This window comes from Methyloprofundus sedimenti, assembly GCF_002072955.1.
In the GTDB taxonomy this organism is placed as follows: domain Bacteria; phylum Pseudomonadota; class Gammaproteobacteria; order Methylococcales; family Methylomonadaceae; genus Methyloprofundus; species Methyloprofundus sedimenti.
Genome location: NZ_LPUF01000001.1, coordinates 514,202 through 533,870, shown reverse-complemented (window position 1 = coordinate 533,870; position 19,669 = coordinate 514,202). Strand labels below are relative to the sequence as shown.

Genomic DNA, 19,669 nt, shown 5'->3' with positions numbered 1-19,669 from the left:
AGACAGGGCTAAAGTTAGGGCTAATAAAATCAATGACTTACGTCTACCTATATTCAATGATGGTGGTTAATTTATTGCGGTTAAACACGGAAAAACCGCCAAATAACCACTTTTTTACCCAATAAAATTAAGCCATATTTGAATACAAAAAAAAATGACCAAAAAATGATAAGTGATTCTCAAGGATTTTTAGTCGGGGAAGTTGTTGCTGATATAAAACGAGCAGATCAGTTCCTGCAAAAAATAAAAACAGATTTATCGTTGATTAAAGATGCGCTTATTAATGGATCTTATGCAGGCGTAAAAGTAACAAAAAGCCAAAGCATTAAAAGTTCCAGGATAATCACGCCAAACGCCAGGTCATCACAAATGCAGCGGACAAGAGCAGCTAGTGAACCATCTAGGGCGCGTGATGCAAATGGGAGATTTAGATCTTCAGGGGCTTTACAGAATAGTTTGGGTAGCCGTGATAATAAGGGTAGATTTACATCAAATAATACTCAAAAGAATGAGCGAAAAAGCTTCATTAATGGATTGGCTGATAAACTGGGCTCCACTATATCCACAGCCAATGGAATGGATAGTATAGATCCTTCTGTTAAGGCTTTTAATGAAGTCGCACAGCCATTATCGAGAAGTTTTCAAGTTTCCTATGGGCAAAAGTCTGAACATAGAAAACTTGCATGGTTTGAAAAGATATTCAAATCAATAAATCTTTTTAGAAAACAAGAGGGTGAATCAAGTAAAGCAACAACAAAGACGCTTGAAGATATTGAAGAAAATACATTAAACAGGTCGGGTGGTGGTTCTTCATTGCCTGGTAAGTCTCTACTTGGGTTTGCACCAAAATTACTTAAGAAAATACCTTTACTAGGTGCATTGCTCACGGGTGTAGGCTCTATTTTTGGTATATCTAACACAGAAGATAGTGATTTAAGCAGGCGCGAAAAAGACCGTAAAAATGGATCATCATTAGGCGGTGCTACTGGGACGGTAGGCGGTATGCTTGCTGGTGCTAAATTAGGCGCAATGGCGGGATCATTTGCGGGGCCAGTTGGAGCCGTTATTGGTAGTGTTGTGGGTGGTGCTACAGGTATGTTTTTTGGTGACCAAGCCGGTCAGATTATTGGTGAAAGCATCGGTGGTTGGGTTAACTCGTTACGTGATTATGATATCCCTGGGAAAATAGTCGGTACGTGGGATGCTGTTTCAAAAGAATTCTTGGGTATATGGGAAAGCATAAAAACAGAAACATTGAGATGGTTTTTTGACAGAAAAGAGGCGGCTAATAATTTTATAAAAGAAAAAACAGGCGTTGATGTAAAGAAAGATTTAGCGGAAGCCTCCAATAAACTCAAAGATGCTGGCAATTGGATAAAAGAGAATACGACAATGGGTAAATCTTACACAAGCATAAAGAAAAAATTTAACCCTGTTCAAGCGGGTATTGATTTTAAAGGCGGGCATATAAACGGCCTGACAGACGCACAAAGCAGAGCACTTGCCGCTGATACGCAAAGAACTGAGTCAGGTGGTGATCCAAGAGAAGAAAATGATTATGGCTATATTGGTAAATATCAATTTAGCGCGGATGCACTTGCAGACGCAGGGTTTGTTAGTTTGAAAAACCTTAAAGAGGCCAAGAAAAAAAGCGGTAAAAACTGGTTTAAAGGCGGACAAGCTGACTTCTTAAACAATGATATTAACTGGGCTAGAAAGGGAGGAAAAGAGGCTTTCTTAAGTGATTCAGTATTACAGGATAAAGCCTTTGCAAAATACACCAATAGGAATATAGCTACCGGTATGCGCTTTGGTGCGATTAAAAAAGGTGATTCAGCGGGAAAAATAGCCGCTTATGCTAAGGCTGCACATTTAAAAGGTGCAGGTGGTGCAAATAAACTTTTTATAGATGGTATTGACGGGACTGATGCAAATGGAACTAAGGCATCAAAGTATGCCGCTGATGGAGCAATGGCTATTTCTGGTTTAGCTGAAAAAGTAAGTGCCGCTATGCAAAAAACAGGGACAAACTCAATTAAATCCCCATCTGTTCCGGTTATTAATTCCGCCGGTAAGATAAATGATGCACCTGAAATAGTTTCACAAATAAATAGCAGTTGCAATAAGCAAATCAATGTTGTGATTGACAAAGGGGATGTGGGCCAGGATGTAGAAGATAGAGATATTGCACATATTTCCACGGGTGGTATAGCCCACTGTTCACGTAATTTTTAATTAATTTTGAGGATAAAATTATGACCGAAAAATTGGAGACGCTGAAACCAGCGGGACGTAAAAAAAACCCACAAGGCCGGCCAATTGGCACAACAAAAGCAACTCTGGTTCGAAATCGAGCCACCAAGTTTTTAGAGAAAACTCTCAAAAATGAAACCGCTGATACTCTCTCGAGAACGCTATCAGCAATTGAATCATTAAAACTTAACCAGGAAAAAAATAAATGAAAACAATTACATCAACACAAATCTTATTAGCTAAAAGCTCTTTATCTGCTTTATCCCAGGTTTCTGACTCAATCAAAAAACTAAAGCACTCTGATCTTTCATTCGATGAGGCAGCAATACAAAAGGTCAGTAAATTTTCAGAGTTTATGGAGAAGATCTTAAGCGAACAACAGTCAATTTTAAATCAAGCTAATGCCCTTCAAGATAACCGCGACGAGGTGTTAATTAACCAAGCATTTCAATACGTTAATAAAATTCCTGATCGAATTGAAGGCCTGAAGAAATTGCGCCCTGGGCTTGAGAAATCCCACAAGGAAAAACGTGAAGAGCTGCAACAAAAGGGATTTTCAGCGAGTGAGATTGATAGGGTTTTGCCTGAAAATGAACTTATTACCAGGCTGGACAACTTAGACAGAAAAATAATTGAACTAAAACAAGATGAGGCTAAGCTTAAAAAGTTTATTCAAGACAAGCCGTTTTATGATGTTGGGGTTATTACTGAAACTTATTTCTATAATCATTTTTTGGAGAGCGAAACGAGTTTTAGAAACAACCCGACATGCCAAATTCAGTATTCAGACCTGATTTAAATGCAAAGCCTCATCAATTCAGAGCTAAAAAAATCTGAGAGTAAGCCCGAACCTGCGAAAATTGAGCCTATTCGACCAGGTAACAAGGCCGAAATTTCCATGCTGACGATCGTGGGCTCACGATTAATGGAGTCACGCCGGCTTTGCCTATTGAACAGAAGGCAGGCCGCTGATTTGCTTGGCGTTGATGAGTTTTATCTTGGCAGGCTTGAAAATGCGCTTGATGCGGATCACGTTCAGCTTGAATTAATCAGACGAGCCGCTGAAGTTTTCGATGTTTCAATTGATTATCTTTTTGGCATAACTGATGACTGGGAAAGAGATCCGGTTGTTTGCTATGAACGCCAGGTGGGGCAATGGATGTATGAAGAATTTAAAAATCAACTACTTAGCCAAGCTGTGCAGCAACAAAAGCTCTTAAGAAAAATTGACTCAATCGATTATTTAGTAAAAAAGTCGATGATTTCATTGGAAAACATTTTTACATCCCTTGATAGGTTTCGAGAGCTTAATTCTGAATTTGACGACATGCGAGGCGGCAATAACCTGGTTAATTCAATTGAAAAATTCAAGAGATCCATTAATGTCATCCAAGCAAGACTACTGAGAGCGAAAGTTTTAAAACTAAAATTAGAGAAATTACCAAATGAAAAATGAAAAGGTTAAACGTAAACGTGGACGTCCAGCTATAGAATATGAGTCTAAATACGCAGAGCAAGCATATAAGCTGTGTTTGCTGGGCTTGGTTGATAAAGATATTGCGCCTATACTCGGGATATCATTGCGAACATTGAACAGGTGGAAGGATAAACACCATGAGTTTTGGCAGTCCATAAAGGCCGGAAAGCTTCAGGCTGATGCTAATGTGGCTGAAAGTTTATATAAAAGTGCTATTGGTGCTCACTCAGTTATAGAAGAAAAAGTGGTACCGGATGGCGATGGTGGAACAACTATCATCGAAATAAAAAGGCAGATACCACCTGATTACCGTGCTCAGTCGCTATGGCTAAGAAACAGACAACCTGCCAAGTGGCGCGATAAGGTAGAGGTTGATGCGGCTATCGATGTAAATGAAACTTCAATAGAATTCATTATGGAAAACTTTATTAAAGTTATGGATAAAGCCCATGAGCGAAGTCGGTTAATGCGTATTGAGCGCGGCCTTGACCCAAAGGACTGATTAAAATGATTGGCATAGGAATAGGGATCTTGACCGCTGCACTTAAAAAGGTTGTTGCACCACCTGCTCCAGTTCAGGATGCTACACCACCGGTTAAAGATGATCCGCCTGCGTAATTGGTATTACAGAGATTGCGGCTAATGTGCCTGTGCTTAATGAGAATGGTGGTGATCGTAAATCAGTATTACAAAATGAAAAATGTAATACTGAAATATTAGATAGAGGCAACTCCAAAGAATACAGCAATGATGCTAATATCTCAGCATCTTAGAAACGTTAACGCGGCCGAATTCTCGGCAACGCAAATTATCTGGAAAGCGCACTAAGATAGGCTAGGCTTTTGTCAAATGTGCACCCGGATGCATATTTGGATATTGACTCAGAATTGAAAACTATTATCTATTGCTAATGCGACTTGAAAGTCGTATTTGGTTATGCAATCAACCGTCCGCCTGGAAGGACACAAATTAATTTAGTGTGTGAAATGCCACCCAACAAAAGCCACATAGTAAGTTTATTGAGATGGTCAAAACGGACTTGAAAGTCCGTTTTGGTTATGAGATTTAGCGTACAACATTTTAATACACAGAAACATAGCCGCTAATTTCAATGCGGTTTTTTTGTGTCTTCAATCTGGTGGCAATAGATGCCAAAGTTATTATGAATAAATTGTTTGTTCAAATTAAAATTCTAAGCTATCTTGTATCAGCAAATTAATTAGGCACTCATTAAAAACGTGTACCAAGGCGTGTACCAAAAAATATAACCGACAAATTAACTTAAATTAAAACAATAGGTTAATACGTCAATCAATATTCAAGTACAAAATATAGAGTAGTATTTTAATAGGCTGTATCAATAAAATCCCCCTTACCAGGGCATATTTTGCGTGTACCACCAGCTATTTTAAAGGTACAATTTTTAATAAATCTTTTTTGTGAGCTATTATTTATTAGCGCAAGATCAGTTTTCAAGCTAGATATGTATCTATATAATATTGATTTATATATTATTTAACTGATTGTTAACAGCATTACTGGCTGCTCCTTTGATTGCCTATTAAACAAATATATGCTCTATACTATTTTGCACAAACAAAGCGGGATCAATGGTTAGGTTGGTAAAAATTTAAAGTGCCTGTCAGCCATGCCCGTTATAATCGAATGAATCATCAGCAATCAGGAAGCAGCCGGAAATGAATTTTTTTATCAAACGCCCCATCTTTGCCGCCGCTATTGCCTTGATGATGATCCTGGCCGGTATAATCAGTATGCTGGTATTACCGATTGCCCAATATCCACCGCTAGTCCCTTCGCAGATACAGGTATCCACGCAATATATCGGTGCCAGTTCAGATGTCGTTGCAAAAACCGTGACGACCCCGCTGGAGCAACAGCTTAACGGAGCCGAGGGGATGATTTACATGTCCTCTAACAGCACCAACAATGGTGATGCCATCATTACCATGACTTTCAAGGTTGGATATGATCAATCCATCGCTCAGATGGAGGCGTTGACACGCAGCAATCAGGCGCTGTCGCAGCTGCCGCCCGAAGTCAATCAGGTAGGGCTGACCATTACCAAACAGTCCAGCAATATTGTTCTGATCGTCAACTTGACTTCCCCCAAAGGAAGTCTCGACCAAGCTTATCTGCAAAATTATGCCGATATCCATATCACCGACCGACTGGCTCGTATTGAAGGGGTGGCGTCGATCAATAACTTTGGCCTGCGTAAATATGCAATGCGTATCTGGCTAGATCCAGAGCGTCTGGCCAATATGGGGATGACTGCAATGGACGTGGAAAACTCGATAAAGGAACAGAATAACCAGGTCGCGGCTGGTAAGTTGGGGGATCCACCGGCCCCGATCGGCCAGACATTTGCATTTCAGCTTAATGCTCTGGGGCGTCTGGACAATGTGGAACAGTTCGAAAATATTGTGATTCGCGCCAATCCGGATGGAACTGTGGTCAGGATCAAAGATGTGGGCAGAGTAGAGCTCGGCTCCGAGGATTATACCTGGTCCACTCATCTTGATGGAGGCCCTACCGCAGCTATCGCCGTATATCAGCTGGCCAATGCCAATTCCATTGATATCGCCAAGCAAGTACGTGCCACAATGAACGATCTGGCTGAACATTTCCCGGAAGATATGCAATGGGATGTGCACTACGATACCACCCGTTTTATTGATGAGTCGACCCGGGAAGTGTTGATAACCCTGTTAGAAGCCATTGTTCTGGTAATGCTGGTGGTGTTTCTTTTTCTACAGAATTTTCGCAGCACACTCATTCCTACGATTGCGATTCCGGTATCGCTAATCGGTACCCTGGCGTTTATGCTTGCGTTCGGTTTTTCCATCAATACCCTGAGTTTACTGGGGCTGGTAGTAGCGGTTGCATTGGTAGTTGACGATGCGATTGTGGTTGTGGAAAACGTCAACCGACATTTAGAGAACGGTGCAACAGATATGCAAAAAGTCACCGAGTTGGCCATGTCCGAAGTACGCGGGCCGATTATAGCGACAACAATCGTATTGATGGCAGTATTTATTCCGGTGTCATTCATTCCCGGGATGACCGGCCAGTTGTATAACCAATTTGCCTTGACCATCGCCATATCAGTGGGGTTATCCGGTTTCAACTCCTTAACCTTGAGTCCGGCGTTGGCAGCAGTTTTTCTGCGTCCTGAAACAGGCGAGAAACATGCTTTTTTTCGTGCCTTCAACCGGGCTTTCGATAAACTGGCCAATACCTATGCCAACGCTGTCGAAACCCTGGTCAGATTATGGGGGCTGGTGGTAATAGCATTTCTTGGGTTGTGCGCACTATCTTTAGTACTTTTCTGGTCGGTTCCAGCCGCATTTGTCCCCGAAGAAGATCAGGGTTACCTTTTTATCATGTCTAAGTTACCTTCTGGAGCCTCTTTTCAACGCACTCAACAATTAATGCGCAAGATAGAGGAGATTGCCAAAGAAGTTCCCGGAGTTAGCCACAGCATAGAAATTGATGGTTATGATCTGATCGATGGAATCCAGGATCCTGCCGCAGGGATTTTTTTTGTAGTTCTGGATGCCTATGATCAACGCAAGAGCAAGGATACCCAGCTTAAGGCGATCATGGCACACCTTCGGGCAAAAGTCTCTGAGCTTCCCGAAGCTGTGATTATGGTAGCCAATGCGCCACCGATTCCTGGCCTGGGTTCCACCGGCGGCTTTAACTTTGAAATTCAAGATCTTAACAGCCTTGGAGTCGAAGAAATGACCAAGGTGGTTCGGCAATTTATTGCCAAAGCACATGAAAAACCGGAGCTGGCAGGTGTTTACACTACATATGATCCAGAAGTACCCCAACGTTTTATCGAAGTGGACCGGGTAAAAGCCATGACCAGGGGTGTTGATTTAGACGATATTTTCAATACCCTGCAGATAAATCTGGGGTCGCTATACGTCAACCAGTTCAATAAATATGGCCGGGTGTACCGGGTATATCTGCAGGCGGAAAAGGATGCCCGGTTTCGTGAGTATGATATCACTCAATTGCAGGTACGCAACAAGGATGGAGATATGATTCCACTCAGCGCATTTGTGACAATCAACTCCATCGTCGGACCCTATAATATTCCACATTACAACGAATACAGTTCGGTACAGATTAACGGAGGCGCCGCGCCGGGTTATAGTTCGGAACAGGCAAATGTGGTAATGGAGCAACTGGCGGCGGACTATTTACCGAAGGGTTTCGGTTATCAATGGACCAACATGGTTTACCAGCAAAAGGAGGCCGGCAACCTTGCTCCGGTGGTTTTTACCATGTCGTTAATTTTTGTCTTTTTGGTGCTGGCGGCGCAATACGAAAGCTGGTCCATGCCGATCATGATTTTGCTGGCGATCCCTTTGGGTTTGCTGGGAGCTATCGGAGCTTTGGCACTGCGCGATATGAATCTTGATGTTTATGGTCAGATCGGTCTGGTAATGCTGATCGGGCTGGTAGCCAAGAATTCCATTTTGATCGTGCAGTTTGCCAAGGATTTGCATGATAATGGCATGGGCATTCTGGAGTCGGCGAAGGAAGCTGCGCGAATCCGTCTGCGCCCGATCCTAATGACCGCTTTTGCTTTTATTCTCGGCTTGATGCCACTGGTCTTAGCCAGTGGCGCAGGAGCTAACGCTCGCCGTTCATTGGGGACAGCCGTAGTGGGTGGTTTAACACTGGCGACTGTGTTGATCATTTTTGTGCCTTTGTTTTATGTTATCATCGAGCGTCTTCGGGAGCGAAAATCATCGTGATCAGCGTTATTTTACGCTGCTTCAGGATAAAACAAGATTTTTCCTGCGTTATCCTGCTTGAGTGCTGGTACAGCATCTTAAATTATTACATGGCGGATTAAATGACTATTTTTGTCCAGCCTGTATATATACACTATATTAAACTCTGGAACTCTGGTGAGTACAATGCCTAAACATCTCTATAGCAATTACAGCGGCCTGAACATACTGACCGGCATTATGCTGACAATATCGCTGCTATCCGGTTGCGGAGGTAAAGATAAGCAACAAGTGCCGCCACCGCCACCAAAAGTCGTTGCTGCCCCGGTTCTGCAGCAGACTGTACCGATCATCGTGCAGTTCTCTGGTACCGTCAAAGCTAACAAAGATGTGGTTATCAAGCCGCAAGTTTCGGGTTATATCGAACAGCGTCTGTTTGTAGAAGGCACTGAAGTAAAAACCGGCGACCCTTTGTATCAAATTGATCCGCGGCCGTTTCAGGCACAACTGAATGCTGCCAATGCACAGTTGAAAAAAGATCAGGCCAGTCTGGCGTTCTGGAACCTTGAACTCGCACGTTATAACGAGTTGGCGAAAAAAGGTTTTGTTTCCAAAGAAAAACGGGATGCCACTGACGCCAAGCAAAAAATGTATGCTGCTTCAGTAGACAAAGACAAAGCAGATATTGAACAGGCTGCACTAAATCTGGGATATTGCCTCATAGTGGCACCATTTGACGGCTGGATACAGGAAACTCAGGTCTATGAAGGCGCCATAGTGACCGCCCAGGAAACTGATTTAACGACTTTGACTTCGCTTAATCCAGTTTACGTCGATTTCAACGTGAGCCGACGCGATTCCTATACAGTTCAGGAATTGTCAAATGAGGGTCTGGGGCCAAAAAAACGCAGTGATATTACCGGCACATTGATTCTGCCTAACGGGGCAATATACCCTGAACAGGGGCATGTTGATTATACCAGTGCCAGCTATAACCCCGAGACCGATACAATGGCGACAAGAGCTATATTTCCCAATCGAAAAATAAACCCAAACGATCAAAACAATCTGGGATTGATGTTGATACCAGGGCAGTATGTACCTTTAAATCTGACTGTAGGCAAACTTCCCAATGCATTGCTGATACCGCAAACCGCTCTATTGGAAACGCAGCAGGGCAGTTTTGTTTATGTCCTGAGCAAAGATAATAAGGTAGAACAACGAATGGTCAAAAAAGATTTTGCTTATAAACACTATTGGGTGATAAAAAAAGGACTGAAAAATGGAGAACAGGTGATATCTCAAGGCCTACAGAAAATAAAAAAACCGGGTATCCTGGTGCAGCCTGTCAAGGCCGACGATAGCAAGCCCTAAGAAAATAATTGTTGGCGAGGCTGCCCTCAATATAGTCAAAGTCAGGTCATCCGAACAGACCAAAGATTGCACTCATCGAGCCACTAGAGCTTTTCCGGATAAAGCCCAGACAGCATAATGTGCAAATAGATTTTATCAACGTTTTTAGTGTTTTCTCAGCATAAAGCTAAATGTGTTTTTACTCGTGCGTCGACAAAAACCACTGATCAATTGACAGAAACGATGCGCATAGTAACTGCCTTTGTCTACAAAAGGGCAATATTCCACACGCCGTTCATATAGACTCCAAGATTCTTTTGGGCTATTTCAATTTCGATCCAGCAAAAGCAACCGCCCACCGGTATTTCTTGCATGAGCTTTAACCAATCTATTGATTCCTCCTTTTAATTCCAATCATTCTGGAAACCGCCGTTGACCGTTTTAAAGCACAATAAGTGACTGAATATAAAATATAATGATCATAAATGCTTGTGACCTGCCGGGTGACTATACTCCGTTTCACGGTTTTGTGGATAATGGATCAATAACCGAACTGCGTTTATCTCCTTCACAGCGAATGACGACTTTTTGATTGCCTTCATTTAACTCAATTTTATTGATTACCTGGCCGTTTAATGCCAAGATTACAGTAGCAATGTTACAACTGTTTTGTTGCGCTAAGTATAAAGTTGTAGAAAATCTTATATTCAAACTCACACAGACGTTTTTAGCATTCCTTTTTTGCACATTAAACTGTATAAAAACCAGACAATAATAAATAAATTCCGTTACGAAAATATCACGGATTCAAGTATAGAGTAAAGGCAGCAACATGAACAAAGGTAAACTTTTTATTATCTCGGCACCTTCTGGTGCAGGTAAAACCAGTTTAATCAAGAAACTTATCCCTCATATGGATAAACTGATAGTCTCTGTTTCTCACACCACTCGCGCCCGGAGGCCTGGTGAAATTGACGCTATTGACTATTTTTTCACCTCAGTTGATACATTCAAAAAAATGATTCATCAACAAGCTTTTCTTGAATACGCGCAGGTTTTTGATAATTTTTATGGCACGGCTCAAAGCTCAGTTGAACAAAGCCTGAATAGCGGTAAAGATGTTATTTTAGAAATAGACTGGCAGGGTGCAGAACAAATCCGGCGCATACTTCCTGATAGCATCAGTATATTTATATTGCCGCCTTCCACAGAAGTTTTGCGCCGCCGATTAAAAGAGCGCGGGCAAGATGGCGAGGCTGTTATTGACCGCCGTATGCAGGATGCAGTAAATGAAATGAGTCATTACGCAGAGTATGACTACCTGATAGTCAATGATGATTTTAATACCGCATTAACAGAATTGAAATCAATTATCCTGGCAAACAGATTAAATATTCAGAGACAACAAGAAAAGTTAAAGGTGCTATTAGTCGATTTACTCGTTTAATAAATTTTCCATGTCCCTCCACCTCACTATGGCAAACTTTTTAACAAGCTTATTACTTGTTCTAGTTTGTCGTTTTGCTCTCGCAAAACCGCTGTTAAATGAACCGATAAAACCCATCCCCGATCCTGTTATCAGTGCTCCTGATCAAGTCGAATTAGGCCGCCTGCTGTTCAATGATGTTCGTCTGTCAGAAAATAACCAGCTGTCCTGCGCTAGCTGCCATTCGCTAAAATATGGTGGCGCAGATGGTCAAGTTGTCTCAAGTGGTGTTAATGGTAACAAGGGCCTGATTAACTCACCTACTGTGTTTAATAGTTCGCTTAACTTTCGCCAGTTCTGGGATGGGCGTGCTGCAGATTTACTGAATCAAATAGATGGCCCAATCAGCAATCCTATAGAAATGAATAGCTCATGGGCTGAAGTTCTATCCAAACTAGAGCAGGACCCTTTTTACATAGCACAGTTTAATCAAGCATTTACGACGGGGCTAACTATTATCAATATCAAGTCTGCACTGGTGAAATTTGAAGAAAGCCTGCTCACGTCGAATAGCCGTTTTGATTTATACCTAAAAAACAATCCCAACGTATTAACAACCGAGGAGCTTGAAGGATATAGACTTTTTAAGCAATATGGTTGCATTTCTTGCCATCAGGGAGTTGCAGTCGGAGGTAATCTATACCAACGCTTTGGTGTGATGGGGGATTATTTTGCAGATAGAGGTCATATCACTGCTGCCGATTTAAGTCGTTTCCAGGTAACTCAAAATGAGCAGGATAAATATGTTTTTAAAGTTCCGAGTTTAAGAAATATTGATTTAACAGCACCTTACTTTCATGATGGCTCCACAAAAACATTAGCAGATGCAACAGCAATCATGATGCGCTACCAACTCGGTCGAGCGTCGAATCAACAAGATATCAATAAAATTGTTTTATTTCTTAAAACCTTGACTGGGCAATATCAAAACACTGCTTTATGAATAGAGTAAAAAAAGCCCTGCCTCTACTCTTTATACTGACCATGCTAATATCAGCCACAAGTTTTTATTCCCTTGCCCAGGTCGACTACAAGAATTATCAAAAAAACACGGATTTGATCTGGAATATTAATGAGCAAGCCTCTCTATTATGTAAAGCTATTATCCAGGTTTCCAGGGGAGAACATATTGATTATGACCATGTTACGCTTGTTCAGCAAAACTTAACCAGGCTCACACAACAACTTTCACTAGATACGCCAGAGAGCATTGCGCTAAATAGGTCGGTACTAAGCTTTAGTAATGAGGCAGAAAAATTTAAAAGTTTGCATGCGATTTACCGAAATTCCCTGCTTTTTTCCCCGAAGCTAGCACGCAATTACAGCTGCTACTAAAACAAAGTCAGACTAATAATTTAATCGAGCAGTTAAATAATCTGGAACATAACATTATCATATCAGATGTAAGCACCAACTCGTCCTACCCGTCTGAACTACCAGGAATGATCGAGACCATTAAAAATGACTCAGTCAATGTAACTTTAAACACTAAAACCAAACAACAGCTTAGGTTATTATTAAAACATGCTCAAATTATTATTGACCACCGGCATAAGTTAAATAGCCTATTAAGCAATATGTTCAATGCTGTTGTTACGGAGCAATCGCATGTTTTACTTACACTGTATATTGCTGATTTGCAATCGATTCTGGGCAAAACCGGAACAATGAGAAAAGGGTTTTATATCTCAATTATTTTTCTCATTGTTGGTGTAATTTTGTTGTTTGTTCGTCTAATGGCCTCTTTTTCATTTCCTTTCCTGATTACCCAGAAGCCTCCGCCAAATTAGGGTGAAGTGACAGTAACACTTAATATAACGCGTCATTCCCGAGGTCTTTTATCGGGAATCTATTCCTTGTTGGTTAGATTCCTGCTAAGAGCATGCAGGAATGACGTACTCAGTAGTTGGTTGTTTTAACTTGGCGGAAACTCATGGGTAATCAGGTTTCCTTTTAAATCCACAGAATAAATATTTTCAATTTAGCCTCAGCACTAGAAGCAACCACGATGGGCTAAGTATCTTAATGCTCTCAATAAAAATCTAAGCCCAGCTGAATGTTTACACATTCTGAGGAAAAGGCCTTTTTGCCTCCTTAGCACATTAAATGAGAACAGCTTTTTTCAAGTTAATATTTCTGGTTCGGGACGAGTTCGTAGCCACTCAATCAATAAATATAAACTGATCACCGCAGCAATTATTACCAAGCTGTAAACGGGCATAAAATATAACTTTTCCAAAGCCGGAAATGAACTGATATGCACTAAAAATAAAATAGTTAATCGGGCCAGTACCGCACCCCATAGCGCGGCACTGAGTACAAATAAAACTGAAAAATGTCGCTGTTTAAAAGCCAAGACTGTGAGCACAAAAAATGCAATTAAGCCCAATGATAGTAATATTGGAAATATCAACTTAAAGGCCTCAAACAACATCTGCCGAACCTTCAGTGTTGCCTTTTCACCTGCACCTACCACAGCCGTATACTGCCTTTTACCACTGACTACTTTTTCAAAAAAAACCTGCAAGTTACCTATCGTAATCGCTTGTGCTTGTTTAAATACTTGATCATGATCAGGAATAAACTCATGAAACTTTTCCTGCCCGCCAACACTAATCGAAAGACTGCACTCCTTTAAACAAGGAGTTTGCATAACAAATGGGTAGAAACCAAGCATATCTGCTCTAGAAGACAGCTGTTTCAGGGTATAGACAGAAGGTTGCCCTTGTTTATTTGCTATTAAAAAATCTAAATCTTCATTATTCTCATTAATAGCTGTATATCGGCCAAAAATCTCAACGCCTTGTTCGTCCAGGAAAAAACGATCCTGACTATGTAAAAAATCCATTACCGACCGTTTACCTGAAAAGTCCCCCTCAATTGCTGAGTGCAAACGCATATTATTTGCAGAAAAATTACTCAGTAATAACATATCAAGTAACTGCTCTAAAGTTTCAGGAACTTTATCAATATCTCGCTGGGAAATCTCGGGCATATAAGCGCTGAGACTGTTGCTACAACTTAACCGCTGATCTGTACAGGCTTGATTAACTTCTCTTGCGATTCTAGCAAAAAAATCCGCTGCCTTTGTGGGCGTCTGATAATAACCTTTACTAGCAGCAGCCTCCCTTAATGCCCAGATAAACCAGCCGCCGGCAATTTCACCGCAAGCCCACGGGTAAGAACCACAGCCATGATCACGCCAACCGATTCCGTCTATATCAAAAAAATGTCGCAATTCTGAAAAACCAGGACTGACGTTATAAATAGCTAACATTGCCGCCTGAGAAACAGGTACATGAGAAATGGCTTCACCGACACGCACATTTTGTAATGCAGATAATGCCGCCTTAAAGTTTTTTTCCTTGATATCAAGTCCTATAAAGCGATCATAAGCCCGCCAATTTATAAATTGAAAAACAATATGTACACTGGAAAAACTCAGAATAACGACTAACACAGAGCTTACTATGCCTTGTTTAAAGCATTTATTACGCCAGAATTGCCAAAGCGCAAAAACGGTCAGCAAAACAACAGAAGGTAAGATCCAGACGCCCTCTTCGCGCGTTAGCCAAAGCCATGCAAGCACCAGTCCAGCTATAAACGCAGTAATGCTCCGTTTAACAAAGGTATTGGCAATAAACAAACTAAAAATCAATGCGGAAAAACCCAATAAAAATTGATCGGGATAAATCTGATCGCGAATAATTCGGCCACTGGAAATAACCAATGGTAGTAATAATAACAGGACAAATAGCAATATAGACAAGATGCGCGACTGACTAAGTCGATACAGAGTCCAGGCAAAAAAACTGACCGCAATGCAATGCAAAATAGCTGCTAATAAATATAATGGCAAGCCGAGTATATGAGTCAATGCCAAAAATAAAGGATACCCCGGGCCTTTCATTAAAGTATATTGCGAATAAGGGCCTAACCAATGCCCCGCAACTAAAAATTTAGCAAGACCAACAAACAATGCATCATCATGCCCGGCATATAAATTGACACTCCAGGGCAGGTAATAATATAAGTAGCTAAACAGAGTACAAGCAACTAACCATAGCGACATCAATAGCATTACTCGCCAGTGATTTTGTATAAGAAATACTGACGACACTGATTTATACCCTGGCTTGTCAGACGATGCCCTTATTGCAACCTCCTGCTCTGAAGCATCGGCAAACACCCAGCAAGAAGAAACAATATAGCTTATACCACTGGTAAACATTGTAGCCAGACCTGATAACAACAAAGGTGATAAGTCAGTATAAGAGACAAATACCTGCGTAAAAGTAGCCGCGAAAGTTGCGCAACTCAGTTGCAATACAGCATAACGAAATAAAGTTACCTTATGTGGAGAAACAGAGCGAAATGCCCATAATTTCTGACCCAGATAGGCAAATCCAAATGAACAGGCATAGGCAAACAAGCTTGCCAGGAAGGCGGGTAATCGGGTATAGGTCAAAAATAAATAGCTGCATATAAAATAGACCAGCGCACCCAAAATGCCCACCACAATAAAGCGTACCGTTTTCCAGTTTAATTCAATCACTCAGCTAACTTTTTGGTATGAATTATTACTTTTAATTTCCAGAATTTCAGCTAGAAAGGAGGTAAATGCTAATTGCACTGCAATCGCGACAGAAGTTCCCGCAAGCATCAATACGCGCACCAGACTTCCATACTCGAGTGCTCCAAGGTGCACGGAAAACCAGTTGCTAACACAATAGGCTAAACCACCCAGACCACCAATAAAAAAGACTGCCGCTACAATCAGTACGCGCTCAAGAGTGACTGCATCTACCAGATAACGAACTTGATTGGTAAACGGTAAAAAGCCACGTAAAGCAGCATAGCGCCTGGCAACAATGGCAAAGGAAACACCTTGCAGGCCCACCAGCACACAAAAGCAACCGACAATCATGCTATGAATATCCAGAGTAATATTTGGTGTAATACTGACTGCCCCTGGCGCCAATAAAACGGTTAATATGACCCCAAGCAAAAGAATAAAAAGGGAAGGATAAAAAAACAGCCAGCGAGGACTGAACATCAGCAAAAATCGCAAATGACGCCAGCCATCTTGCCAGGTATTTAAATGCGGCGGACGACTACGACCGTCTTTAGATAGCGTTGTTGGTACTTCTTTGATTGAACCGCCTGCCAAAGCCATTCTAACGACTAATTCACTGGCATATTCCATACCTGGCGTAGTCAGGCCTAATGAAAGCGCAGAATCGCGTCGAAAACCGCGCAAGCCGCAATGAAAATCCCCTACCGGAATTTTAAAAAACAAACGTCCCAGAAAACTGAGTACTGGATTGCCTAAGTATTTATGTAAAAAAGGCATCGCCCCTTTAGCTATACCTCCTTTGAAGCGATTGCCCATAACCAGATCATAACCCGCACGTAACTGCTCTACATATGGCATTAAATTGCTAAAATCGTAACTGTCATCGGAATCACCCATGATAACAAACTCACCTTTAGCCTCTTCTATGCCTTTTTGTAAAGCCGCACCATAACCTCGTGTAGGAACATGCACGACTCTAGCACCTAATGATTCGGCAATATCTATCGAACCATCGGTGCTGCCATTATCAGCAATGACAACTTCACCAACAATATTATTTTGCTTAATAAAAGAGTCTGCCTTTTCTATACAAACGGCGAGCGTTTCCGCCTCATTCAAGCAAGGCATTAAAATTGTCAATTCCACATCAAATTCCTGATTATGTTGTTAAATTTTCTACATAAAGCATTATACAAAGATTATTCTCTGCTTCACACAGCAAGGTTCTATTATTTTTACTTACGTCCGCCAGCAATGATAAAAAACAACACATCCCCACTTACGGTCATAAACCTGAATAAGATCGCAATTAATGCTCCGTTTCCAGCGAGTAAAATTTTATCTAACGACACCACCAGAATAGTTTCTCGAATACCAATCCCTGAAGGTGCGCCTGGGGTAATAAATCCAGCTAACCACGAAATAGCAAAGCTGGCAAGAATAGCAAAGACACTATTTGAGCTGACATATCCATCTAATTGAAAAACCAGAGCCACCAGAATCGCACCGGCAAGCGCAAAAAACAATAAATATTCCAGGTAAGCTCGAAACAGAGCCCCTTGTAATCGTGGCTTCTTTAAAAGGTCATGGCTTGCAGGAATATACTTCAGGCATGCAATACGAATTAAAGGCAGTAACACCAGGAGCATGGCAATGACCGCCAGACCTATATAAAGTAGTTGCGGCTTAAGATACTCCCCCCATAAATCGTACAATGTGCCACCAATAATGGCAAAAGTAACGGCAGCCGATACTAAACCTATCATTTCAGCTAAACTGGCCACAGCAAGTGGCTTATGACTTATTCCAAGACGATTGAGCATGATATGCCGACTTGCAATGTGCATAACATTACCTGGAATATACTTCGCAATCTGACTACGTGCATAAATCGAACGTAAAAGTTTTACCGACAATGAATGTGAACTTATTGCACTAAGAATCTGATACCAGGCAGATGATAGAAAAAAACAGGCGCCAGCATAGACAACCGCGCCTAACAATAAACCGGCAAGTGAAGCAAAAGTGAATTGATAGGCACCGACTTTATCCCAGTTTTCGGATAATTGCACCCCAACAAAACCCAGGGAAATAATTGCCACAACTGAGCCAAAAGTGGTGAGTATTTTCTTTAACAATGTATCAGGAATTATTAAATTGTCTGGATTTAAGCAACAATACCGTCCACGGTAGTGGTGCTTTGACGCTGACAATTTCAAACTGCGTTTCGACAAATTGTATAAATGCTTTTTGTGACCAGTGCTGTATATGCCCGGGGCTATTCCCTAAGTTGCTTACATGTGCACCACGCATAAAGTTTAACAGACGCCACAACGGCTCGCGAGGAACACTGATAATGGCATAAGGCGCCGCTTTCTCAGCAAGCCTTAATAAACCCGTTTCCGGGGTTTCTAAATGCTCTAAAACCTCACAACAAACCACTAAATCGGCGATATCTTTCTCTGCCAGATCATAAATATTAAATTGCTGAAAATCAACGCGAGTTGAATCAATTGCGTCCCTGGCAATATCAACAATAGTTTGAGAAATATCCAGTGCCTGAATATTTGCTGTAGAATTTTTTAATAAAATATCCGTTACATGCCCTTCCCCGCAACCGACTTCTAAAATTGAATCGGGCCTGGCCAAATTGACCAGCTCGGCAATACTCTTATCAAATTGACGCAAAAGGTATTGTGCTAAAGGGTTTTTAGTTTCGTATTTATCCGAGCCGGTTCCCACAACCAGGCCCTCTTCAATAAGGGGTGTTTTTGCCATTAGCTACACCCTCGCTTATCTGCTATCGCACTATCGCTTGGTCCCGAGTCGCTATGCCGGGTAATCAGTTCTGCTAATACTCCAATAGAAATCATCTGGATAGAAAGAATAACCATTAAAATACCGACAGCAAAAAGAGGGCGAGTACCGATAGGACTATCGTCAATCAACCAGAGTATTCCCAAATAACTCAGAATAATTGTGCCTACAATACCCGATAATACCCCTAGTCCACCAAACAAATGACCCGGTTTCTTCAGATAACGGGTAGTCGCTAATACGGTCAGTAAATCAAGTAGCCCTCGCGCATAACGCTCCCAGCCATATTTGGAGACGCCAAATTCTCGTTTATTGTGTTTAATACTGACTTCAGCGCTGATAAAGCCAAGTTCATGCGCTAGAACCGGAATATAACGATGTAATTCACCATAAATCTTAATTCCCTCTAAAACTTCTTTTTTATAGGCTTTAAATCCGCAATTAAAATCGTGCAATGAAACTCCGGTCAATTTTGCAGTTATTTTATTAAAGAATTTAGACGGCAGGGTCTTCGATAAAGGGTCCTGGCGATTGCTTTTCCAGCCTGACACCACATCATAACCTTCCGCAATTTTATCCAGAAATTTGGGGATTTCTGCTGGATCATCCTGCAAATCAGCATCCATAGTAAAAATTATATCGCCCTTAGACTCACTAAAACCCGTTGATAAGGCGAAAGCTTTACCAAAATTTCGGCGCAGTTTTATTGCTTTAATCGCATCTGGGTATTGCTCGGTCAAGCGGGTCATTTCTGCCCAGGAACCATCCGTACTGCCATCGTCAATAAAAATAACTTCAAAACGCAAGTCTTTATCCCTTTGTTTTAATGCATCACTGATACCTTGATATAAGCCTGCCAGGGTCTGCACTTCATCCTTGACTGGAATGACAAAGCTTAAAAATAATGCACTGCTATTTGATGACTTCATGTGGGT

Annotated in this window: 17 protein-coding genes; 11 read left to right on the top strand and 6 right to left on the bottom strand. The window is 41.4% G+C overall.

What is annotated here, in order from left to right; all coding sequences use genetic code 11:
- Nucleotides 1-138 precede the first annotated feature (138 nt).
- The 7 genes from AU255_RS02215 (at nucleotide 139) to AU255_RS02185 (ending at nucleotide 9,876) form a co-directional block, all read left to right on the top strand.
- A complete protein-coding gene (locus AU255_RS02215) occupies nucleotides 139-2,235 on the top strand; it encodes a hypothetical protein (protein ID WP_080521361.1) in 2,097 nt (698 codons plus the stop codon).
- 20 nt (nucleotides 2,236-2,255) lie between these two features.
- The gene (locus AU255_RS02210; protein ID WP_080521360.1) at nucleotides 2,256-2,462 is read left to right on the top strand and encodes a hypothetical protein; all 207 of its coding nucleotides are present in this window, start codon (nucleotides 2,256-2,258) and stop codon (nucleotides 2,460-2,462) included.
- Nucleotides 2,459-3,052: a hypothetical protein gene (locus AU255_RS02205; RefSeq protein WP_080521359.1), complete on the top strand. Its 594-nt coding sequence runs from the start codon at nucleotides 2,459-2,461 to the stop codon at nucleotides 3,050-3,052. Before AU255_RS02210 ends, AU255_RS02205 begins: the two co-directional genes overlap by 4 nt.
- Nucleotides 3,053-3,709 (top strand): helix-turn-helix domain-containing protein, encoded by a 657-nt coding sequence (locus tag AU255_RS02200; protein WP_080521358.1) that lies wholly within the window; start codon nucleotides 3,053-3,055, stop codon nucleotides 3,707-3,709. It abuts the gene before it with no gap.
- Nucleotides 3,699-4,232 (top strand): hypothetical protein, encoded by a 534-nt coding sequence (locus tag AU255_RS02195; RefSeq protein ID WP_080521357.1) that lies wholly within the window; start codon nucleotides 3,699-3,701, stop codon nucleotides 4,230-4,232. The genes AU255_RS02200 and AU255_RS02195 overlap by 11 nt, the downstream gene beginning before the upstream one ends.
- Nucleotides 4,233-5,427: 1,195 nt before the next feature.
- A complete protein-coding gene (locus AU255_RS02190) occupies nucleotides 5,428-8,523 on the top strand; it encodes an efflux RND transporter permease subunit (protein WP_080521356.1) in 3,096 nt (1,031 codons plus the stop codon).
- Between the two features lie 165 nt (nucleotides 8,524-8,688).
- On the top strand, nucleotides 8,689-9,876 hold the full coding sequence (locus AU255_RS02185; protein WP_080521355.1) for an efflux RND transporter periplasmic adaptor subunit: 1,188 nt from the start codon (nucleotides 8,689-8,691) through the stop codon (nucleotides 9,874-9,876).
- Nucleotides 9,877-10,374: 498 nt separating this feature from the next.
- Here AU255_RS02185 and AU255_RS19995 read toward each other — a convergent pair whose 3' ends face one another.
- Nucleotides 10,375-10,602 carry a hypothetical protein gene (locus AU255_RS19995; RefSeq protein WP_158083028.1) on the bottom strand — a complete coding sequence of 76 codons (228 nt, stop codon included), beginning with the start codon at nucleotides 10,600-10,602 and terminating at the stop codon, nucleotides 10,375-10,377.
- 85 nt (nucleotides 10,603-10,687) lie between these two features.
- On the opposite strand from AU255_RS19995, the gene gmk reads away from it, so the two are divergent.
- The 4 genes from gmk to AU255_RS02160 are packed head-to-tail and all read left to right on the top strand — an operon-like array spanning nucleotide 10,688 to nucleotide 13,131.
- Complete coding sequence (gmk, locus tag AU255_RS02175) at nucleotides 10,688-11,302, top strand: guanylate kinase (RefSeq protein ID WP_080521353.1); 615 nt, start codon at nucleotides 10,688-10,690, stop codon at nucleotides 11,300-11,302.
- A 28-nt stretch (nucleotides 11,303-11,330) separates the two neighbouring features.
- Nucleotides 11,331-12,284 (top strand): cytochrome-c peroxidase, encoded by a 954-nt coding sequence (locus tag AU255_RS02170; protein WP_080523255.1) that lies wholly within the window; start codon nucleotides 11,331-11,333, stop codon nucleotides 12,282-12,284.
- Nucleotides 12,281-12,676 (top strand): hypothetical protein, encoded by a 396-nt coding sequence (locus tag AU255_RS02165; RefSeq protein WP_080521352.1) that lies wholly within the window; start codon nucleotides 12,281-12,283, stop codon nucleotides 12,674-12,676. The genes AU255_RS02170 and AU255_RS02165 overlap by 4 nt, the downstream gene beginning before the upstream one ends.
- Nucleotides 12,667-13,131, top strand: a complete 465-nt coding sequence (locus AU255_RS02160; protein ID WP_233144635.1) for a hypothetical protein — start codon at nucleotides 12,667-12,669, stop codon at nucleotides 13,129-13,131. The genes AU255_RS02165 and AU255_RS02160 overlap by 10 nt, the downstream gene beginning before the upstream one ends.
- A gap of 332 nt (nucleotides 13,132-13,463) precedes the next feature.
- On the opposite strand, the gene AU255_RS02155 is transcribed toward AU255_RS02160, so the two are convergent.
- The 5 genes from AU255_RS02155 to AU255_RS02135 all read right to left on the bottom strand — a co-directional run bounded on the left by AU255_RS02155 (nucleotide 13,464) and on the right by AU255_RS02135 (nucleotide 19,663).
- Complete coding sequence (locus AU255_RS02155; protein ID WP_080521350.1) at nucleotides 13,464-15,896, bottom strand: GtrA family protein; 2,433 nt, start codon at nucleotides 15,894-15,896, stop codon at nucleotides 13,464-13,466.
- Entirely contained in the window at nucleotides 15,897-17,063 is a 1,167-nt protein-coding gene (locus AU255_RS02150; RefSeq protein WP_198942518.1) for a glycosyltransferase family 2 protein, read from the bottom strand.
- 89 nt (nucleotides 17,064-17,152) lie between these two features.
- Complete coding sequence (locus AU255_RS02145) at nucleotides 17,153-18,019, bottom strand: hypothetical protein (RefSeq protein ID WP_080521349.1); 867 nt, start codon at nucleotides 18,017-18,019, stop codon at nucleotides 17,153-17,155.
- A 40-nt stretch (nucleotides 18,020-18,059) separates the two neighbouring features.
- Nucleotides 18,060-18,695: a class I SAM-dependent methyltransferase gene (locus AU255_RS02140; protein ID WP_080521348.1), complete on the bottom strand. Its 636-nt coding sequence runs from the start codon at nucleotides 18,693-18,695 to the stop codon at nucleotides 18,060-18,062.
- Entirely contained in the window at nucleotides 18,695-19,663 is a 969-nt protein-coding gene (locus AU255_RS02135; protein WP_080521347.1) for a glycosyltransferase family 2 protein, read from the bottom strand. Before AU255_RS02135 ends, AU255_RS02140 begins: the two co-directional genes overlap by 1 nt.
- Nucleotides 19,664-19,669: the final 6 nt, after the last annotated feature.